Raw genomic sequence first — 17,826 nt, 5'->3', positions numbered from 1 at the left:
CCGTCCCGTGAAGCGCCGGACCGGGTCCGGGCTCACTTCTTGAGTGAGTGGGCGATCTGTGCCATTACCGTGTTGTCGGCCAAGGTGGTGGCATCTCCCACTTCACGGCCTTCCGCGACGTCTTTGAGCAGGCGGCGCATGATCTTGCCGGAGCGGGTCTTGGGCAGTTCCGGAACAATCAGGATGGTCTTGGGCTTAGCGATCGGCCCGATCTCCTTGCCCACGTGGTTGCGGAGCTCCTGGACCATTGCGTCACCGGAGTCGACCGCGTCCCCGCGCAGGATCACGAACGCCACGACCGCCTGGCCGGTGGTATCGTCCGCTGCGCCGACGACGGCGGCTTCCGCCACGGCCGGGTGGGACACGAGGGCGGACTCAATCTCCGCGGTGGAAAGCCGGTGGCCGGAGATGTTCATGACGTCGTCCACCCGGCCGAGCAGCCAGATGTCGCCGTCGTCATCCTTCTTGGCGCCGTCGCCGGCGAAGTACATCGTTTCGAAGCGGGACCAGTAGGTTTCCTTGAAGCGTTCCGGGTCGCCCCAGATGCCGCGCAGCATGGCCGGCCAGGGTTCGCGGATGACGAGGTAGCCGCCGGCGCCGTTGGGCACGGACTCTCCGGCCTCGTCGACGACGTCCACAGCGATGCCGGGCAGCGGGACTTGGGCAGAGCCCGGCTTGGTGGCGGTCACGCCGGGCAGCGGGGCAATCATCTGCGCACCGGTTTCGGTCTGCCACCAGGTGTCCACGACGGGAGCGGGGTGCTCCTTCTTTTCCCCGTTCTTCCCGGCGTTGGCGCCGATGACGTCGCGGTACCACATCCACGCCTCGGGGTTGATGGGCTCCCCCACCGATCCCAGGACGCGGATGGAGGACAGGTCCGACTTCGCCGGGATCTCCTTGCCCCACTTCATAAAAGTCCGGATGGCGGTGGGAGCGGTGTAAAGGATGGAGACCTTGTACTTTTCCACGATTTCCCACCAGCGGCCCTGGTGCGGGGAGTCGGGGGTGCCCTCGTACATGACCTGGGTGGCGCCGTTGATGAGCGGCGCGTAGGCGACGTAGGAGTGGCCGGTGATCCAGCCGACGTCGGCCGTGCACCAGTAGACGTCCGTCTCCGGGTGCAGGTCGAAGACCGCCTTGTGCGTGTAGGCCGTCTGGGTGAGGTAGCCGCCGGTGGTGTGCAGGATGCCCTTGGGCTTTCCCGTGGTGCCGGAGGTGTACAGGATGAAGAGGGGGTGCTCGGCGTCGTGGCCGAGGGCGGTGTGGTCGGCGGACGCGGCGCCGACCGTGTCGGACCACCAGTGGTCCCGGCCCTCGTGCCAGTCGACGTCCTGGCCGTTGCGCTTGACCACGACGACGTTCTGAACGGTGTGCCCGGTGCCGTCTCCCTCGTGGGCCAGCGCCTCGTCGACCGCGGGCTTGAGCGCACTGGGCTTGCCGCGGCGGTAGGTGCCGTCGGCCGTGACGACCAGTTTGGCCTCGGCGTCGTCAATCCGGGAACGAAGCGCTTCGGCGGAGAAACCGCCGAAGACAACAGAGTGGATGGCGCCGATCCGGGCGCAGGCCAGCAGCGTGATGACGGCCTCGGGGATCATCGGCAAATACACGGCCACCCGGTCACCCTTGGCCACGCCGAGGGACTCGAACGCGTTGGCGGCCTTCTTGACCTCGTCCGCGAGCTGCGCGTAGGTGTAGCTGCGGGTGTCGCCGGGCTCGCCCTCGAAGTAGATGGCGACGCGGTCCCCGTTGCCGGCCTCGACGTGCCGGTCCAGGGCGTTGTACGCGGCATTGATCTCGCCGCCGACGAACCATTTGGCGAACGGCGGGTTGGACCAGTCCAGCGTCTGGGTGAAGTCTTTGCTCCAGCTCAGCAGGCTGCGGGCCTGCTTGGCCCAGAACGCCGGCCGGTCGGCGTCGGCCTCTGCGTAATCGGCGGCGGTGACCACGGCGTTCTCGGCGAACTCGGCGGAGGGGGCGAACTTCCGGTTCTCCTGCGAGAGGTTTTCGAAGGCGTCGCCCTGCCGGGGCGTTGTCGTGGTGGTGCCGGGGGTCTGCTGGGACATGGTGAACCTCATCATTCATTGATCCGTGCTGCACGGAACGTCCGGTACACCGCAGCCGCGCCGTCTGCGCGGCGTCGGGCATCGGCTGGTCACGGACGTGCCGCAAGAGCTGTTCCGAAATACACACTAACGCGTGGCTCCGACAGAACGTGCGCCCCGTCACAAAGGGAGCCGTGAGCGGTGTTTATTAAGCGCCAAGTGGCGCGGGACTCGGTGACGGGGGCAGGGTTCCCCCGGCGTTCACGGCGCTTTACGCGCAGGGCGAAATGGCCCGCCCGGTGGGGCTGGAGCGACGTCAACCCAGCTAGTGATCGGACCTCCACTTGGCTAGGCTGAGATGAAGTCGTGACATCCGATGGGGGCGGCAGGACCGCTGGCGGTCCTGTTTTTGCCTGCCGTTAGGCGGCACTGTCCAGGGTGCGGCCACGCTAAGGAGAACAGAATGAACGAGCAAAGCAACGGGCGCCTCCACGGGCCCTCCCGCAACGAGGGCCACGCCGGTCCGGCGCAGGCCAATGGGCGGGGGGACCAGCCGCGCTTCACGGTGGACAAGCCGAACTCGAAGAACAACGAAGCCGTCGCCGGGCCATTCACGGTCCGTGACCTCACCGTCTTCGGCTCCACGCTATTGCTGTTCATCGCTTCGCTGATCCCGATGTTCGCCGACCGGTACAACCTGTGGAACCTGGGCAGCCTGTTCTTCCTTGCCCTGGGCGTGCTGCTGCCGCTGATCGTCGCCGCCCTCTTTGTGGCGCGCCGGGTCAGCCCGGGCACCAAAATCCGGATCGGCTCCCTCTCGATCGACCAGTTCGCCTCCGTCGTGGCGTCCTTCAGCCTGGCGTTCTTCTTCCTGGCGGCCGCCGGTGCGTTTGTGCCCAGCCTGCTGGTGGGCCTTGTGGGCGCGCTCGGACTCTTCACCGCCACCGTGCTCGCGAGGCTGATTCCCAGTCTGGCCGGTGATTTCCTGCACCGCGCGGAAGCCCCCGCGCACGTCGTGGCGCGGGAAGCCGCGGAGCCGGTCCGCAAGCCGCGCGCCCCCAAGGCCGCCAAGCCCGCCGGCGAGCCGAAGAGCCCCAAGAGCGGAAGCAGCCCACTGTCCGGCTGGGCCAAACGGATGGCCCCCGGCAAACAGGCCGGCGGGGCCCAGGCTACACCGCAGGACCACGAATTCCACGGGGCATCCACGGGTACGGCTCCCGGTGCCGCTGGGAGCGGCGCCGCCGGCGCTGCCGCAACCTCCGCCCCTCCGGCGGCTACCGAGCCGGCCACCCAGGCGCACGGCGTCGTTCCCGCGCCCGCACCGGCCCCGACGCCGACACCCTCCCCGGCGGCGGCCTACGCGCCCTCTAACCCGGCAGCCGAAGCAGCACCGCCCGCCGCCGAGCAGACCCAGGCGGCAGCCGCCCCGGCGGCGTCCTCGGCTTCCGAGGGCCCGGCCGCGCAGGGCGCCAACCCGGAGGCAACCCAGGCCGCCGCGGTCCCGGCGGCCACGGCGGCAGCGCCCGCGCCCGCAAGCCACGAGGCACCCACCGCCCTCACCCCCCAGGTCCGTTCGCAGGAGCCGATCGGCGCGACCGTTGACCCGGCGACCCGGCCCGAGACCGGGCCGGCCCAACCGGCCTACGAGGCATTCTGGTTCGCCGTCGCCCAGCCCCGCACTGCGGTGGACGAGCGGAGCGGCGCCCCGGCATTTGTCGTCGAACCCGGCGGATGGGTCCTCGCCCTTGAGGACCGCGGCCATGAGTTCCTGGTCCAGCACACGGACGGCCGCGTCGGTGTGCTCCGCGACCTCAGCAACATCGAACGCGGCTAGCCGGACTATGGCCACGGTACCTCGCAGCGCGGCGGCCGGCAGCGGCAAGCCCCGGCCGGCGGCGGGGGAGACGCTGCTGGGGCTCAAGCGCCGCGCCCGCCGGATCAACAAGGCACTGGCGGAGCAGTATCCCTACGCCCACGCGGAACTGGATTTCCGCAGCCCGTTCGAGCTGGTGGTCGCCACCGTGCTCTCGGCACAGACCACGGACGTACTGGTTAACCAGATCACCCCGCTGCTGTTTTCCCGGTTCCCGGACGCCCGCAGCATGGCCGAGGCCGATCCCGCGGAACTGGAGGCCATCATCAAGCCCACCGGGTTTTTTCGGGCCAAATCGCGGAACCTGATGGCGCTGTGCACCAAGCTGGTGGACGACTACGACGGCGAGGTGCCCGGGCGGCTGGAAGACCTCGTCAAGCTGCCCGGCGTCGGACGGAAGACCGCGAACGTCGTCCTGGGCAACGCATTCGGCGTCCCCGGCATCACGGTGGACACCCACTTCGGCCGGCTGGCCCGCCGCTTCGGCTGGACGGAGTCGGATGACCCCGTCCGGATCGAAACCGACGTCGCCGAACTGTTCGAGCCAAAAGACTGGACCATGCTCTCGCACCGCGTCGTGTTCCACGGCCGGCGCGTCTGCCATTCCCGCAAACCGGCGTGCGGCGCCTGCGCGGTGGCGAACTGGTGCCCCAGCTATGGGGTGGGTGAGACGGACCCGGGGAAGGCCAGGAAGCTGCTGAAGTACGAGCTGGCCCCGGGGCAGGAAGAACTGCTCGCGAAGCTGCTGGCCGAGACCCACCGCGCCGCCGAAATTCGGATGGAATCGCAGAGAAGGCCGCGATGACCGCCCGCCAGGACCTGATTGACCTCGTGGCCGCGGTCCAGGCCGGCACGGCGCCGGCGGCGGATCCGCGCTGGCGCGAACTGGTGGTTGAGCCGGGACAACGCGTGCGCCGGGCCGCCGTGCTGATGCTGTTCGGCTCGCTGGACGACGTCCCCGCGACGTCCGTGAAGCTGTTGGCACCGGCGGATCTGGACGTGTTGCTGCTCCAACGCGCGCAGACCCTCGATGACCACCCCGGCCAGGTCGCCTTTCCCGGCGGCGGCATCGACCCCGGCGAGTCCGTCATCGAAGCGGCCCTGCGCGAGGCCGAGGAGGAGACCGGGCTGGACCCGCAAGGGGTGCAGGTCCTCGGCGCCATGCCCGAGCTGGCCCTTCCCCGCGGCAATTTCCTGGTGACGCCGGTGCTTGGCTGGTGGGCCTCCCAGTCCCCCGTGCGGGTGGTGGACTACGGCGAGTCGTCCCAGGTCTTCAGGGTGCCCGTCCGGGACCTACTCGATCCGGACAACCGGGTCATGGCGACCGTGACCCGGGCCGGCCAGACCTTCCAGAGCCCGGCTTTTACCGTCAACGGTGTGGTGGTGTGGGGCTTTACCGGGATGATACTCAACCAGCTGTTCGACCAACTGGGCTGGGCAGTCCCGTGGGACCGCACCAGGCTCCACGGCATCGACGCCTAGCGCGCCGCTAGCGGACGGCTCGCCGGGTCTCCGGCCGCTGGTTGGCGGGCCAGGCCACCGCGGCGGCGGACTTGCCGGCCGCCTTCCTGGCGGACCGGTCCACAACCAGCCCGGTGGCCGCGTTCTCACGGACCGCAGTGATGCCTGCCGCCGCCCCCTTGATGGTGTTAAAAAGCGGTGAAACAGCAACTACTGTCCCGTCCGGTGCCGTCAGCCTGAAGAAATACGACTCGTCTCCGGCCGCTGCAATCTCGAATACGCCAGCCACTCTGCTGCCTTCCCGGTTCCCTGCCTCGTTGCATTTGCGCCGGCGGAACAATCGGGATTGCCACCGGCCTTTTCGAGCGTAACGGGGCCTGCGGAGCGGGCGCAACGCTACTGGCGGGTACGTTACCCCCGGGCGTCCGGGCCGCCTTCGGGGGCTGCGGTTTCGCGGCGCTACTTGGCGTTGTCGTAGGAGTCGACCACGGCGACGCTGACCGGAAATTCCACCGGGATCTGGCCGAACAGCAGCTCCTTGGCAGCAGCCGCGGATTCCTCGATCGCCCGGACACAGGCCTCGACGGCGCCGGCCGGGCAGTGGACCATCACCTCATCGTGGAGAAAGAAGACCAGCTCCCCGGCCGGGGCTCCGTCCGCGCGCAGGGTTCGCAGCCGACGTCGCAGTTCAGCCAGCCAGCAGGCAGCCCAGTCGGCCGCGGAGCCCTGCACCACGAAGTTCCTGGTGAACCTTCCGCGCGAGCGGGCCAGCGACTCTGCCCGGCGCTGTTCCTCCGCGGTGGCGGACTGCTGGGCGCGCAGCCAGCGGTCCGACGGCGGCGGGCTGCTCCGGCCCAGCCGGGATGTGACGGTCTTCCCCGCCTCGCCCTCGCGGGCGGCCTGCTCCACGAAGCCGACGGCACGCGGGTAGGTGCGGGCCAACTGCGGCATGAGCCGTCCGGATTCGCCCGTGGTGGCGCCGTAAATAGCGCCGAGCAGCGCGACCTTGGCCTTGGCCCGGTCGCCGCCGAAGCCCTGCGCGGCGATGCCGGCGTAGAGGTCCTTGTCGCGGGCAGCCTCCGCCATTTTGGAATCCTGGGCCAGCGCTACCAGCACACGAGGCTCCAGCTGCGAGGCGTCCGCGACGATCAGCTTGTGGCCTGCGTCCGCGTGGACGGCGCCGCGGATCTGGCGGGGGATCTGCAGCGCCCCGCCGCCGCGGGAGGCCCAGCGCCCGGACACCACCCCGCCCACCACGTACTCCGGCTGGAAGCGGCCATCCTTGACCCAGGCGTCCAGCCACGCCCAGCCGTTGGCGGCGTGCAGGCGGGCGAGTTTCTTGTAAGCCAGCAGTGGTTCGATCGCCGGGTGGTTGGATTCCTTCAGCTCCCACTGGCGGGTGCTCTTCACCTCGATGCCGTTCCGGTGCAGGGCGCGCATCAGCTCCTGCGGGGAATCCGGGTTCAGCGCCGGCGACTGCAGCAGGCGGCGGAGATCGCTGTTCAGGGCTTCCAGCTTGGCCGGCCGGTGGCCCTGGGGCGGCCGCGGGCCGAGGTAGTCCGCGAGGATCTGCTCGTGCAGCTCCTCGCGCCAGGGCACGCCGGTGTGCTGCATCTCGGCGGCGATCATGGCGCCGGCGGATTCGGCGGCGAGCAGGAGTTGGAGCCGCTGTTTGCGGCGGTCACCGTCCGGAGCGACGCCGGCCAGGGCGTCCTGCTGCGCGGCGTATTCGGCCCGCAGCTGCTCGGGCGTGTACCTCGGCGTCGAGCGCAGGCCAGGGTCTTCGAACAGGGCGCCCTGGTCCACCGGTGGGGGCGGCGGCTGCAGCGACCGCGGTGGCTGCTGCACGTCGTCGTCCTGGGTCAGCTTCTCCGCGGTCCTGGCGTAGTCGGTGTGGGCGGTGAACGCCGAGTGGGCCAGGATGGCGCCGCACAGGGTGAGGTCGTAGCAGCGTTCCAGCTCGACGCGGGCCGCCAGCAGGGCAGGGTACCAGTCCTGCGTGCGGTGCCAGATCCAGCGCGGGCGCTGCAGTTCCAGCTGGCGCACGACGCCGGGCAGTTCGGCCGCGCTGACCAGGCGCGGTTCCGTGGCGGCGGGATCGGGGGCCCCTGCCGGCGTGAGGCGTTGCAGGGCTGCGCCGTGGGCGTGGGCGGCGAGCAGCAGATGCATAGGCTCAATTCTGCCTTGTCCCTCTGTCATCGGAGGACGGTCTGGAGGGGCCGCACTGGAGGGGCCAGCGTGGAGGGTGCGGCGTTGAACGACCGACCGGCCTGGGGAAACTCGCCGCGGTTTTCCACATAGCCGCCGGCGGCAGGTACCGCCGGCGTCCAATGCGCCCAAGGTGGTGGCATGAGCAGACACCAGCTACCCGAACCCGCGACCCTCCCGCCTATAACCCGGGCCGGACCCGAAGCGTGGCTTCCCGACGCTGCTGCGGAGACACTGCTGGTCACCGGGTCCGAGGTCCTGCGCGGCGAGGTGGAGGGGATCGTGGCCGCGGCCGGACGGCGGCTGAGACTGGCGCGGGATGCCGCCGAGGCGGCCCCGTACTGGGACTCGGCGGTCGCGGTGCTGGTCGGCAGCGACGTGCCGGAACTGCCGATTCGACGCCGTGCGCCGGCGGTCCTGGTGGGACTGAGCGGCGAGGGGGACAGCCTCTGGCAGCTGGCCGCGGCCATGGGGGCCGAACGGGTGGCCGTCCTGCCCGAGGGCAGTCCCTGGCTGGCCGAGTACCTCAGCCGATCGCACGCCCCGGACCCTGGCGGGCACGTCCTCGGAGCCATCGGCGGCTGTGGCGGGGCCGGGGCTACCACCGCGGCGATCTGGCTGGCCCAGGCCGCCGCGGGGATGGGCGCGAGAGTCCTCCTGATCGACGGGGACCCTTGGGGCGGCGGCCTCGAGCTGGCGCTCGCCGCCGAAGAAGAACCCGGACTCCGCTGGCCGGACCTCGCCGAGGCCCGCGGCAGCATCGACCCTGACCAGCTCCACGAGGCGCTGCCCGAAACGGGCGGCTTCTCCTTCCTGTCCTGGCCGGGCAACCGTGAACGGCCCCAGGCCATCGACCCGGCTGCGGTCGCCGGCGTGCTCGACGCCGCACGGCGCTGCTACGAGCTGGTGGTGCTGGACATCGGCCGCGGACGCGAGGCACTGCGGACGTTCGCCTGGGAGTGCGACCAGGTCGTCATAGTGCTGCCCGCCCAGCTCCGGGCCGCGGTGGCATCCGCCCGGCTAGTGCCGGAGCTTCCGCCAGTGGAGACCGCCCTGGTGATCCGGGCGAAACCCGGCGCTGCATTCGACTACCCGCTGATTTCCCAAGCCGTGGGGCTCCCGGTGCAGGGCATTATGCCCGAGGTCCGGGGGACGGCCACCGCCACGGAACTCGGGCGCCTGCTGGACACCGGCGGTCGGCGCAGTGTGCAGCGCTTCACCGAGGCAGTCCTGGCCTTCAGCGGGGCCGAGTTCCCGTGAGCCCGCAGCTGCCGGCGGACCCGCCGGCCCCGGAGAGCCGACGGTTCCGCAGGCAGCTGGGCCCGCCCCCGCCACGGGTGGATGCGCGGCTGCTTGAAGCGGTCCGCGAATCGGTCATGGCCGACGCCGGCCCGGTCACCCCGTCACGGGTAGCCGCGGCCGTGCAGGCCAGCGGCAAGCTCCTCGGCACCGCCGGCGCCCTGGCCGCCGTCGAAAGCATCGGCGCCGAACTGAACGGGCTGGGGCCGCTGCAGCTGCTGGCGCGCGACCCGCTCGTGACGGACATCTTCGTCAACAGCCCAGGCTCGGTGTGGCTGGACCGGGGGCGCGGGCTGGAACGCGCGCCGGTCGCCTTTGCCGACGAGGCCCAGGTCCGTGCGCTGGCCGCCCGGCTGGTGGCTGCCGGCGGGCGGCGGCTGGATGACAGCTCGCCCTGCGTGGATGTCAGGCTAAACGGCGGCTACCGCGTCCACGCCGTCCTGCCGCCCATCTCCACGTCGGGAACATTGCTGAGCGTGCGCATTCGTCGCGAATCGGTCTTCACCCTGGACGAACTCGGCCGGTCCGGCATGTTCGGCCCGTTCCTCCAGGACGTCCTCAGCAGGGTGGTGGAGCGCCGCCTGAGCTTCCTGCTGAGCGGCGCGACGGGGTCCGGGAAAACGACGCTGCTCGCCACGCTGCTCGGGCTCTGCGGGGCGGGGGAGCGGCTCGTTCTGATCGAGGACGCCTCCGAGCTGAATCCGGTCCACCCGCACGTGGTTTCTCTGGAGTCGCGCCACAGCAACCTCGAAGGCGGCGGCACTGTTGACCTCGGCGAGCTGGTGCGGCAGGCCCTGCGGATGCGGCCCGACAGGCTCATCGTCGGGGAGTGCCGCGGCGCCGAGGTCCGCGAGCTGCTCGCCGCGATGAACACCGGGCATACCGGCGCCGGCGGCACCATCCACGCCAATACCGCGGCCGCGGTCCCGGCCCGGTTGACTGCGCTCGGCGCGCTCGCGGGGATGGGGCCTGATGCCGTCCGCCTGCAGGCCGCCAGCGCCCTCGACGCCGTCGTCCATCTGGAACGCACACGGCTCGGGCGCCGGGTGGCGTCCGTGGGACTGGTCGGAGAAAACAGGTCAGGCCTGGCCGTTGCCGTGGCCCTGGAGACGGTCGGCGGCGAGGTCCGTGCCGGGCCCGCCTGGCCGGAGCTGGCGGTGCGCCTGGGTCTGGACCCGGCCGCGGTGCCCGGAGCCGGCGGGGCGCCATGACGGCCGTCCTCGTCGGGATCCTGGCCCTCGCGCTCTGGCTGACACTCGCACCGCGGAGCGCAGCAGGACGGCGGATTCGGCGGGCCCTCCCCGGCGCCTTCGAGGGGACCGTCCGGGTGCCGTCGCCCAAGCGGGCCGGCCGCGGCTGGCGTGGGCACCCGCGGCCTTGGCGCAGGAACGCTGGAGTCGCGCCGGGGGTCCCGACGACCGTGCTGGTCCAGCAGCTGGCCGCACTGCTGAAGGGCGGCCGGACGCCCGCGCGGCTATGGGAGGAGCTCTGGCTGCTCTACGGTGACGAGCGGCACCCGGACCGCGGCCCGGGTGCCGCGGGCCGAAGCAGCAGCGATCCAGGCCGGACCGGGGCACTGGCTGGTTCGTCGCTGGAGATCCTGGCCGCTGCCCGCACCGCGGCCCGGACGGGCTCCCCGGTCGCCGCGGCAATCCGTGCGGCGGCCGCCAGGGAGTCCGGCAGCGGTGCCCGCAGAGGCCCCCGCCGGAGGGAACAGGCGGTCTGGGTGGAATTGGCGGCGTGCCTCGACGTGGCCGAGGCCAGCGGTTGTCCGCTCGCCGGCGTCCTGACACGCTTCGCCGCCCATCTGGAGGCCGAGGACGACGCCGAAGCCGCCCGGCAGACGGCACTGGCCGGGCCCAAGACCACCGTCCGGATCCTGGCCTGGCTGCCCTTCCTGGGACTCGGACTCGGAGCCCTGCTCGGCGTGGAGCCCCTAGCCATCCTCCTCGGGACACCACTTGGGCTGGCGGCATTCGGCGCGGGGCTCGCCCTCACCGCCGCGGGCCGGAGCTGGTCCGCCCGCCTCGTCCGGACCGCCGCCGGGGCGCAGTGGTAACCCCGCGGTGAGCCCCAACCTTGGCGGTCTCACGGTCGGCGCCCTGCTGGCTGCCGCCGTGCTCGTGGCGCTCGCGGACCACCATCGCTCCGGTCTGCGCTGGAAACGGCTGGGCCGGCTCGCGCCCGGCGGGCAGATCGCCGACGGAGTCACAAACGGCGGCGCCGCGGACACGACGGCCACCGACGGAGGACTCCGCGATCCCGCCATGATGCTGGAACTGATCGGTGCCATGCTGGACGCCGGCTCCGGCCTGGGCCGCTCGCTCGAGCTGATCGCGGCCCACGCGGCCCCCGGGCTCGCCCGCCCGCTGGGTCCGGTTGTCTCCGCCCTCGCGATCGGCGCGGACTGGGACACCGCCTGGCGGAGTTCCCACAGCTTCCCCGCGCAACTGCTGGTCCTCAGGGATGCCCTCGGATTCGCTGCGATGACCGGAGTGCCGTCCTCTGCGATCCTGAACGCCCAGGCTGCCCGGCTGCGGCGCGAGCACTTCCGCGCGGCCGAGCGGCGGGCCGCCGCGTTGGGTGTGAAGCTGGTCATCCCGCTGGGGCTGTGTTCGCTGCCGGCCTTCGTGTGCCTGGGCATTGTTCCGGTCCTGCTCGCGATGCTCCCAACCGGCTCCTGACCACTGCCCGGACGCTGCGACTGTTCCTCCACAGCCGGACTTTTCCACTTGGCTGAGCCGCGGACTTACCGGCGCCGGGCGGGGACGCGAGATTGGAATCAGCCGGTCCTTGCGCCGGAATCTCCCGAGAGGAAAGCCCATGACATCCCATCGAAACGCCCCCGCCGGACCTGACAGTGCCGCCGCCGACGCCGGAACCGCGGAGGTCCGCGAACTTTATCCGGGCGCCCGGCAAGCCCCGCCGGTGCGGGACCCCTCCCGGGAACCGAGGAGACGGAAGATGTTCCGCGGTTCCGAGACGGGGATGGCCACCGCCGAATACGCCATTGCCACCCTGGCGGCCGTCAGTTTTGCGGGCCTGCTCGTATTGATCATGCGCAGCGACGAGGTCCGGGGCTTTCTGTTGAACCTCATCCGCACGGCCCTCGCGCTACCGTGATCAGGCGGGCGCGGGGTGCAAACGCCACGCGCGCCCGGGCCGGCTTGTCTGGGCCCCCCGGTGCCTGCCGGCCGGGGCTGCCGGACCCGCCGAAGAAACCGGACGCAGCGTGGCCAGGACGGCGTCCGGGCCGGGGCGTAGAAACGTCCCGGGGTGCGGTGACCGCCGAGTTCGCCGTCACCCTCCCCGCCGTTGTGTTGCTGCTGGCCCTGTTGCTGGCCGGGTCCGCGGCGGGATTGACGCAACTTCGGCTTGAAGACGCCGCCCGGGCCGGCGCAAGGGCGCTGGCGCGCGGTGAGGACGCCGCCGCCGTCGGGGGCATTGTCCGGCAGCTCGCCGGGGATGCGGCCCTGGTGGTCGTCGCCTCCGACGGCCACTGGCTCAGCGTGACGGTGTCCGGAACCGTCAGCGGGGCTGTGGGTCCATTGGTTCCGTGGACCCTCACCGCCAAGGCCTGGGCGCGGAGTGAGTCCCCGGGCGGGGCGGAGGCCTCCGTTCCGCTGCCGGCGCCTCTCGTCCTGGGCCGGCGCGCGTGATGCCGTCCCGGGACCGGGACCGGGACCCGGAGCTGGGTGCGGGCACCGTTCTCGCGCTCGGCCTGGGGATGGTGCTGCTGCTGGCGATGACCGCTGTCGTCCTGCTCGGCCAGGCGGTCGTGGCCGCGTCGAAGGCTGCCACGTCCGCGGATCTGGCGGCCCTTGCGGCCGCGGACGCAGCCCGTGGACTCTCCGCCGGCGAGCCGTGCGCCGTCGCCGCCGAGGTTGCCGCCCGGCACGGTGCGGGGCTCGTGAGCTGTTCGATCAACTTCGGCAACACTGTCCAGCTCCGCACCGAACTTCACTCCCGCACGGTCTTCGGTCCGGCCACCGGACTCGCCAGGGCCGGGCCGCCCCCGACGGAGGGCGGGGGACCGGCAGAGCCGGACACCGGGTAGGCGGTTGTGGTCTAAACCGGTTGGCCCGCGATGTGCCCAGCGGACGGAGCGCTTTGCTCCACGGCCGGGCCGACCATGAGATCGGTGGCGTCGGTCAGCAGCATCTCCAGCAGCGTGACGGCGGCGTCCTTGTCCAGCGGGTTGTTCTTGTTGCCGCACTTGGGGGACTGCACACAGGACGGGCAACCGGAATCGCATTCGCAGGCTTTGATGGCGTCGCGCGTTGCGGAGAGCCACACCCTGGCCTTGTCGTAGCCCCGCTCGGCGAAGCCGGCACCGCCGGGGTGGCCGTCGTACACGAAAATGGTGGGCACCCCGGTGTCCGCGTGGATGGCCGTCGACACCCCGCCGATGTCCCAGCGGTCGCTGGAGGCCACCAGCGGCAGTAACCCGATGGCGGCGTGCTCGGCCGCGTGCAGCGCACCCGGGAACTGCGCCTCGATTAGCCCGGCCCCCGTCAGGGACCGGCTGTCCATCACGAACCAGACCGCCTTGGTAAACAGGTCCCGGGCGCCCAGCTGCAGCGGTTCCTCGCCGAGGATCTCGTTCGAGATGAGCGCCTTGCGCTGGAAGGAGACCACCTGCGTCGTCACTTTCACATCGCCGAAATGCGCCGCGACGTCGCCCCACTGAGTGGTGCGGAGCGTCTCCAGGACCTCGATCTGGGTCACGTCGCGCGCAGTCGTGTAGTAATCAGGGTTGGCCCGCCGCACCACGACGCAGTGCTCGCCTTCGTTCAGGTCCTCGACGACGTAGCTCTCGCCCTGGTGGACGTATACGGCGCCAGTGTGTGCCTGGTAGTGCGTCTGGGGTGAATCCATGGTCCCGAGCAGGGAACCGGTGTCGGCATCCACAATGCTCACCGGACCGCCGCCGTCGGCGCGCAGGTTCACCATGGCCGCGGCGCTCTGGGGGTGGGTCCAGAACCAACCCGCCGGACGTTTACGCAGGTAGCCCTGGGCGACCAGCTGGTCAAGCAGCTTCTCGGCTGTCGGGCCGAAGAGCCCGAGTTCCGCGTAGCCCAGCGGCAGTTCCGCCGCGGCGGCGCACAGGTGGGGCCCGAGGACATAGGGATTGGAGGGGTCGAAGACCGTGGCCTCCACCGAGACGTCGAATATTGCCTCGGGGTGGTTCACCAGGTAGGTGTCGAGCGGGTCGTCGCTCGCGACGAAGGCAGCAATGGCATCCTGTCCGGCCCGGCCGGCCCGGCCGATCTGCTGGAACAACGACGCCCTGGTTCCCGGCCAGCCGGCGACCAGGACGGCGTCGAGGCCCGAGATGTCGATGCCGAGTTCAAGCGCTGAGGTGCTCGAAACGCCCAGCAGCTCGCCGGAACGCAGCGCCTTCTCCAGGGCGCGACGTTCCTCCGGCAGGTACCCGGAGCGGTACGCCGCGACCCGCTGGGGCAGGCTGGGATCGACCTCGTCGAGGAGCCGTTTGGTGATCGAGGCGATCGTCTCGGCCCCGCGGCGCGACTTGATGAACGCGATGGTCCGGATCCGGGAGGAGACCAGGTTGGCCAGCAGGTCCGAGGTTTCGGCCACCGCGGTCCGGCGCTCCTTGGCACCGTTTTCGCCGCGCAGCTCGGTCAGGGCGGGTTCCCAGAACGCCACGGTGGTGGCGCCGTGCGGCGAACAATCCTCGGAGACCGCCTTGACCGGAGCGCCGATAAGCCGGCCGAAGGAGGTCCCAGGGTCGGACGCGGTCGCCGAGGCGGCAATGAACACGGGGCCGGGGTGGGAAGCGCCGGGGCTGTAGTAGGCACAGATCCGTCGCAGCCGGCGCATCAGGTTGGCCACGTGCGAGCCAAACACGCCGCGGTAGCTGTGCGCCTCATCGACAATCACATAGCGCAGCCGCCGGAAGAACCGGGCCCACCAGGCGTGGTTGGGCAGGATGCCGAAGTGCAGCATGTCGGGATTGGCGAGGATGACGTTGGCGTGGTCCCGGATCCACCGGCGGGACGCGGGGTCGGTGTCGCCGTCGTAGGTCTCCGCCCGGACGGTCGGCAGCTTCAGTGAGCGGATGGCGGCCAGCTGGTCGGCGGCCAGGGCCTTGGTGGGGGAGAGATAGAGGGTGACGGCGCCGTCGTCGTGGATCTTGCCGGGGTCGGCGAGGACGCGCAGCTCGGAGCGGTGGACTGCGTCCAGCGCCGGCAGCTGGTAGGCCAGGGATTTGCCGGAAGCGGTCCCGGTCGCAATCACGACGTGCTCGCCGCCATGGGCAAGGTCGGCGGCCTGCACCTGGTGGCGGTACGGCTCGTGGATGCCCAGCGAGCCATAGGCCTGCACCAGATCGGGGTGGGCCCACGCCGGCCACGGCTCATTGACGGCCTTCCGGGCCGGGATCGTGCGCACATGCCGCAGCTGCTCCGGGTCCGGGCCGCGGCCCAGCAACGGGATCAGGGACTCGTGGGGATTCACTCCAACATTGTTTCACCCGGGCTCAAATCGCCCGCGGGCGCCTGCCGCGGCGCCGGTACCGGTCCGCGGTCAGCCCACAGAGAGGTCGGCGCCCTCGTCCGAGGCGGAGAGCATCAGCACCTGGCACACCGTGGTCCAGCCGAGATGTGAGTACAGTTGCTGACCATCCAGGGAGGCCAGCAGGAGGCCCCCTTCGACGTCGTGTTCGAACGCCTGCGCCGCCAGTGCCCGCATGATGAAGCTGCCGAGTCCCCGCCGCTGGAACCCCGGTGCGGTGACAATCTTGTCGAAGACGGCGGTGTGGTCGGCGACGAACACCCGTCCGCTGGCGGCGACCTCCTCGCCGGCGTACACGACGGCGTGGTGGACCCCGCCCTCGGTGGAGGGCACCCAGCGGAGATCATCGTCCGGAAGCCAGGGGTCCTCGGAGTCCTGGGTCTCCATGTCCACGACCATCATGGTCTGCGACGCCGACGTGACGTTCAGTCCGTTTTGTTCCGCCAACGCGGTGTAGCGCGGAACATCGTTGGTGAGGATGGTGAGGATCCGGGCCGGGACCTCGGCGGTCTTGGCGGCCAGGTCAGCGAACTCGGCATCCGAGGGATCGTGGGCGAAGTACTCCCATTCGTGGGTCGTGTCCGCCCGCAGCGCCGCAGGAAAGCGGCCCTGCCTGCGCGTCTCATAACCCCGGCAACCGGCCCACCCGGCAACCCAGACCTCCAGGAGGTGGGTGGTGTCTTCAACCATGGCGTCAAGACTCATGAGATGAGCGTATTCCAGCCCCGCCGCAAGCAACAGGGGCCGGGATCGGCGCGGCCGCTTGCTTACCCAATTGTGACAGTGGCGAGCCCGTCCCCCGCGGCCCCGCGTTGCTGAAGCTTTTTGCCCCGCCCAGTACGCTTAAATACGTGGCTTTGAATCGAATTGTGCTCTTTTACGGCTTTACCCCGATCGCGGACCCGGACGCCGTCCGGCTCTGGCAGCGTGCCCTCTGCGAAAAGCTCGGGCTGACCGGCCGGATCATAATCTCCAAAGACGGCATCAACGCGACCGTCGGCGGCGAGATCGGGGCGGTCAAGCAGTACGTCAAGACGACCCGCGAGTACAAGGGCTTCCGTGGCATCGACGTGAAGTGGTCCGACGGCTCAGCCGCGGACTTCCCCCGGCTGAGCGTCAAGGTGCGCGACGAGATCGTCTCCTTCGGGGCGCCCGGTGAGCTCAAGGTGGACGAACACGGCGTGGTCGGCGGCGGCACGCATCTGGCCCCGGAGGAACTGCACCGGCTCGTGGACGCGAAGAGGCAGGACGGTGACGAGGTCGTGTTCTTCGACGGCCGCAACGGCTTCGAAGCCGAGATCGGCAGGTTCAAGGGCGCCGTCGTCCCCGACGTCGCAACGACGCACGACTTCATCAGGGAGCTCGACTCCGGCAAATACGACGCCCTTAAGGACAAACCGGTCGTCACCTACTGCACCGGCGGCATCCGGTGCGAGGTCCTCTCCAGCCTGATGGTCAACCGCGGCTTCAAAGAGGTCTACCAGCTCGACGGCGGGATCGTCCGCTACGGCGAGGCGTTCAAGGACCAGGGACTCTGGGAGGGCTCGCTCTACGTCTTCGACAAGCGCATGCACCTGGAGTTCAGCGAGGACGCGAAGACCATTGGCCAGTGCGTCCGCTGCGCCGCGCCCACGAGCAAGTTCGAGAACTGCTCGAACCCCGACTGCCGCACCCTGACGCTGTACTGCGCCGACTGTGCCTCGGATCCGGCGACGCTGCGCTGCCCGGACGGCTGCGCCGCCTGAGCGCGCCCGCGCCCTATCAGCCCAGCCGCCGCCTGAGCGCGCCCGCCGCCCGAGGACGCGGCCGCCGAGCGCACCGGCTCAGCACGGCGCAGCCTCAGATCCGGCTCATACGGTAGGCGAAATTCGCCGGCGCCAGTGACTCGATCCGGACCCGCAGCACCGCGTCGGCGGCGAGCTGGACCACGTTGACGCGCGGACTGCCGCAACGCAGGCTGAGATCCACCAAGACGCTCTCCTTGTCCCGGACGGTGAACGATACCCGGCGGGTACTCCGGCAGACCAGGGTCAGCGCATACGTTCCGCTCGGCAATTGCGTGGTGGTCTCGTGCCGGACCTCTCCCGCCTCCAACAGCCCGGAAGCGGTGTGGAAAACCTGTCCCTGGGTCTCCGGCAGCACCTCCGCCAGCCACTCGTCCAGCTCCGCCCCGATGACCGGCCGGTTCCTTCCTGGGTCCTGCGGGAGTGCGGCGTCCGTGAACGTGGCTGCCTGGGACGGCGCAGAACCGGAGAACCCGTCGTCGTACTCATACTCGCAGGCGGCCAGCCCCGAAGCGCAGGCAAGGACAGCGGCCAGCGCGACGGCGGCCGCGGCGCCGCGGGACCGCCGCCGCGCTGGTCCCTGCGCGGTGGGCATACTCTGACTCTAGGCCCGGCCGCGCCG

At 70.7% G+C, this 17,826-nt stretch carries 17 protein-coding genes; 11 read left to right on the top strand and 6 right to left on the bottom strand.

From position 1 onward, the window contains the following. Nucleotides 1-32: 32 nt before the first annotated feature. The gene (acs, locus tag ACUYM2_RS15540) at nucleotides 33-2,063 is read right to left on the bottom strand and encodes an acetate--CoA ligase (RefSeq protein WP_481600865.1); all 2,031 of its coding nucleotides are present in this window, start codon (nucleotides 2,061-2,063) and stop codon (nucleotides 33-35) included. A gap of 442 nt (nucleotides 2,064-2,505) precedes the next feature. On the opposite strand from acs, the gene ACUYM2_RS15535 reads away from it, so the two are divergent. Genes ACUYM2_RS15535 through ACUYM2_RS15525 form a run of 3 tightly spaced genes read left to right on the top strand, consistent with a single transcriptional unit; the run spans nucleotide 2,506 to nucleotide 5,397 of the window. Further along, nucleotides 2,506-3,876: a hypothetical protein gene (locus tag ACUYM2_RS15535; RefSeq protein WP_481600864.1), complete on the top strand. Its 1,371-nt coding sequence runs from the start codon at nucleotides 2,506-2,508 to the stop codon at nucleotides 3,874-3,876. Between the two features lie 7 nt (nucleotides 3,877-3,883). Then, nucleotides 3,884-4,720, top strand: coding sequence for an endonuclease III (nth, locus tag ACUYM2_RS15530; protein ID WP_481600863.1), 837 nt, complete (start codon nucleotides 3,884-3,886; stop codon nucleotides 4,718-4,720). Then, complete coding sequence (locus ACUYM2_RS15525) at nucleotides 4,717-5,397, top strand: NUDIX hydrolase (protein ID WP_481600862.1); 681 nt, start codon at nucleotides 4,717-4,719, stop codon at nucleotides 5,395-5,397. Before nth ends, ACUYM2_RS15525 begins: the two co-directional genes overlap by 4 nt. Nucleotides 5,398-5,404: 7 nt before the next feature. Here ACUYM2_RS15525 and ACUYM2_RS15520 read toward each other — a convergent pair whose 3' ends face one another. After that, nucleotides 5,405-5,665 (bottom strand): YegP family protein, encoded by a 261-nt coding sequence (locus ACUYM2_RS15520; RefSeq protein WP_481600861.1) that lies wholly within the window; start codon nucleotides 5,663-5,665, stop codon nucleotides 5,405-5,407. 170 nt (nucleotides 5,666-5,835) lie between these two features. Continuing rightward, complete coding sequence (locus tag ACUYM2_RS15515) at nucleotides 5,836-7,545, bottom strand: bifunctional 3'-5' exonuclease/DNA polymerase (protein ID WP_481600860.1); 1,710 nt, start codon at nucleotides 7,543-7,545, stop codon at nucleotides 5,836-5,838. A gap of 180 nt (nucleotides 7,546-7,725) precedes the next feature. Between ACUYM2_RS15515 and ssd the strand changes: the two genes are divergently transcribed. From ssd to ACUYM2_RS15480, 7 genes are all read left to right on the top strand, one after another. Next, the gene (ssd, locus tag ACUYM2_RS15510; protein ID WP_481600859.1) at nucleotides 7,726-8,844 is read left to right on the top strand and encodes a septum site-determining protein Ssd; all 1,119 of its coding nucleotides are present in this window, start codon (nucleotides 7,726-7,728) and stop codon (nucleotides 8,842-8,844) included. A 56-nt stretch (nucleotides 8,845-8,900) separates the two neighbouring features. After that, on the top strand, nucleotides 8,901-10,094 hold the full coding sequence (locus ACUYM2_RS15505) for a TadA family conjugal transfer-associated ATPase (protein ID WP_481601507.1): 1,194 nt from the start codon (nucleotides 8,901-8,903) through the stop codon (nucleotides 10,092-10,094). Continuing rightward, complete coding sequence (locus ACUYM2_RS15500; RefSeq protein WP_481600858.1) at nucleotides 10,091-10,942, top strand: type II secretion system F family protein; 852 nt, start codon at nucleotides 10,091-10,093, stop codon at nucleotides 10,940-10,942. Before ACUYM2_RS15505 ends, ACUYM2_RS15500 begins: the two co-directional genes overlap by 4 nt. A gap of 7 nt (nucleotides 10,943-10,949) precedes the next feature. Then, the gene (locus ACUYM2_RS15495) at nucleotides 10,950-11,567 is read left to right on the top strand and encodes a type II secretion system F family protein (protein ID WP_481600857.1); all 618 of its coding nucleotides are present in this window, start codon (nucleotides 10,950-10,952) and stop codon (nucleotides 11,565-11,567) included. Nucleotides 11,568-11,706: 139 nt separating this feature from the next. Then, nucleotides 11,707-12,006 carry a DUF4244 domain-containing protein gene (locus ACUYM2_RS15490; RefSeq protein WP_481600856.1) on the top strand — a complete coding sequence of 100 codons (300 nt, stop codon included), beginning with the start codon at nucleotides 11,707-11,709 and terminating at the stop codon, nucleotides 12,004-12,006. 158 nt (nucleotides 12,007-12,164) lie between these two features. Next, nucleotides 12,165-12,542 (top strand): TadE family type IV pilus minor pilin, encoded by a 378-nt coding sequence (locus ACUYM2_RS15485; RefSeq protein WP_481600855.1) that lies wholly within the window; start codon nucleotides 12,165-12,167, stop codon nucleotides 12,540-12,542. After that, nucleotides 12,542-12,940, top strand: coding sequence for an Rv3654c family TadE-like protein (locus ACUYM2_RS15480; protein WP_481600854.1), 399 nt, complete (start codon nucleotides 12,542-12,544; stop codon nucleotides 12,938-12,940). The genes ACUYM2_RS15485 and ACUYM2_RS15480 overlap by 1 nt, the downstream gene beginning before the upstream one ends. Before the next feature lie 11 nt (nucleotides 12,941-12,951). On the opposite strand, the gene ACUYM2_RS15475 is transcribed toward ACUYM2_RS15480, so the two are convergent. Both ACUYM2_RS15475 and ACUYM2_RS15470 read right to left on the bottom strand, forming a co-directional pair. Next, nucleotides 12,952-15,363 carry a DEAD/DEAH box helicase gene (locus ACUYM2_RS15475; RefSeq protein WP_481600853.1) on the bottom strand — a complete coding sequence of 804 codons (2,412 nt, stop codon included), beginning with the start codon at nucleotides 15,361-15,363 and terminating at the stop codon, nucleotides 12,952-12,954. Nucleotides 15,364-15,432: 69 nt separating this feature from the next. Further along, nucleotides 15,433-16,125: a GNAT family N-acetyltransferase gene (locus ACUYM2_RS15470; protein ID WP_481600852.1), complete on the bottom strand. Its 693-nt coding sequence runs from the start codon at nucleotides 16,123-16,125 to the stop codon at nucleotides 15,433-15,435. Between the two features lie 146 nt (nucleotides 16,126-16,271). Between ACUYM2_RS15470 and trhO the strand changes: the two genes are divergently transcribed. Further along, nucleotides 16,272-17,165 carry an oxygen-dependent tRNA uridine(34) hydroxylase TrhO gene (trhO, locus tag ACUYM2_RS15465; protein ID WP_481600851.1) on the top strand — a complete coding sequence of 298 codons (894 nt, stop codon included), beginning with the start codon at nucleotides 16,272-16,274 and terminating at the stop codon, nucleotides 17,163-17,165. A gap of 94 nt (nucleotides 17,166-17,259) precedes the next feature. Here trhO and ACUYM2_RS15460 read toward each other — a convergent pair whose 3' ends face one another. Then, the gene (locus tag ACUYM2_RS15460) at nucleotides 17,260-17,799 is read right to left on the bottom strand and encodes a DUF6023 family protein (RefSeq protein WP_481600850.1); all 540 of its coding nucleotides are present in this window, start codon (nucleotides 17,797-17,799) and stop codon (nucleotides 17,260-17,262) included. Nucleotides 17,800-17,826 lie beyond the last annotated feature (27 nt).

It is taken from the genome of Arthrobacter sp. SD1074B, assembly GCF_056780195.1.
The sequence above is the reverse complement of the archived record's forward strand: the minus strand, read 5'-3'. Positions and strand labels throughout refer to the sequence as shown.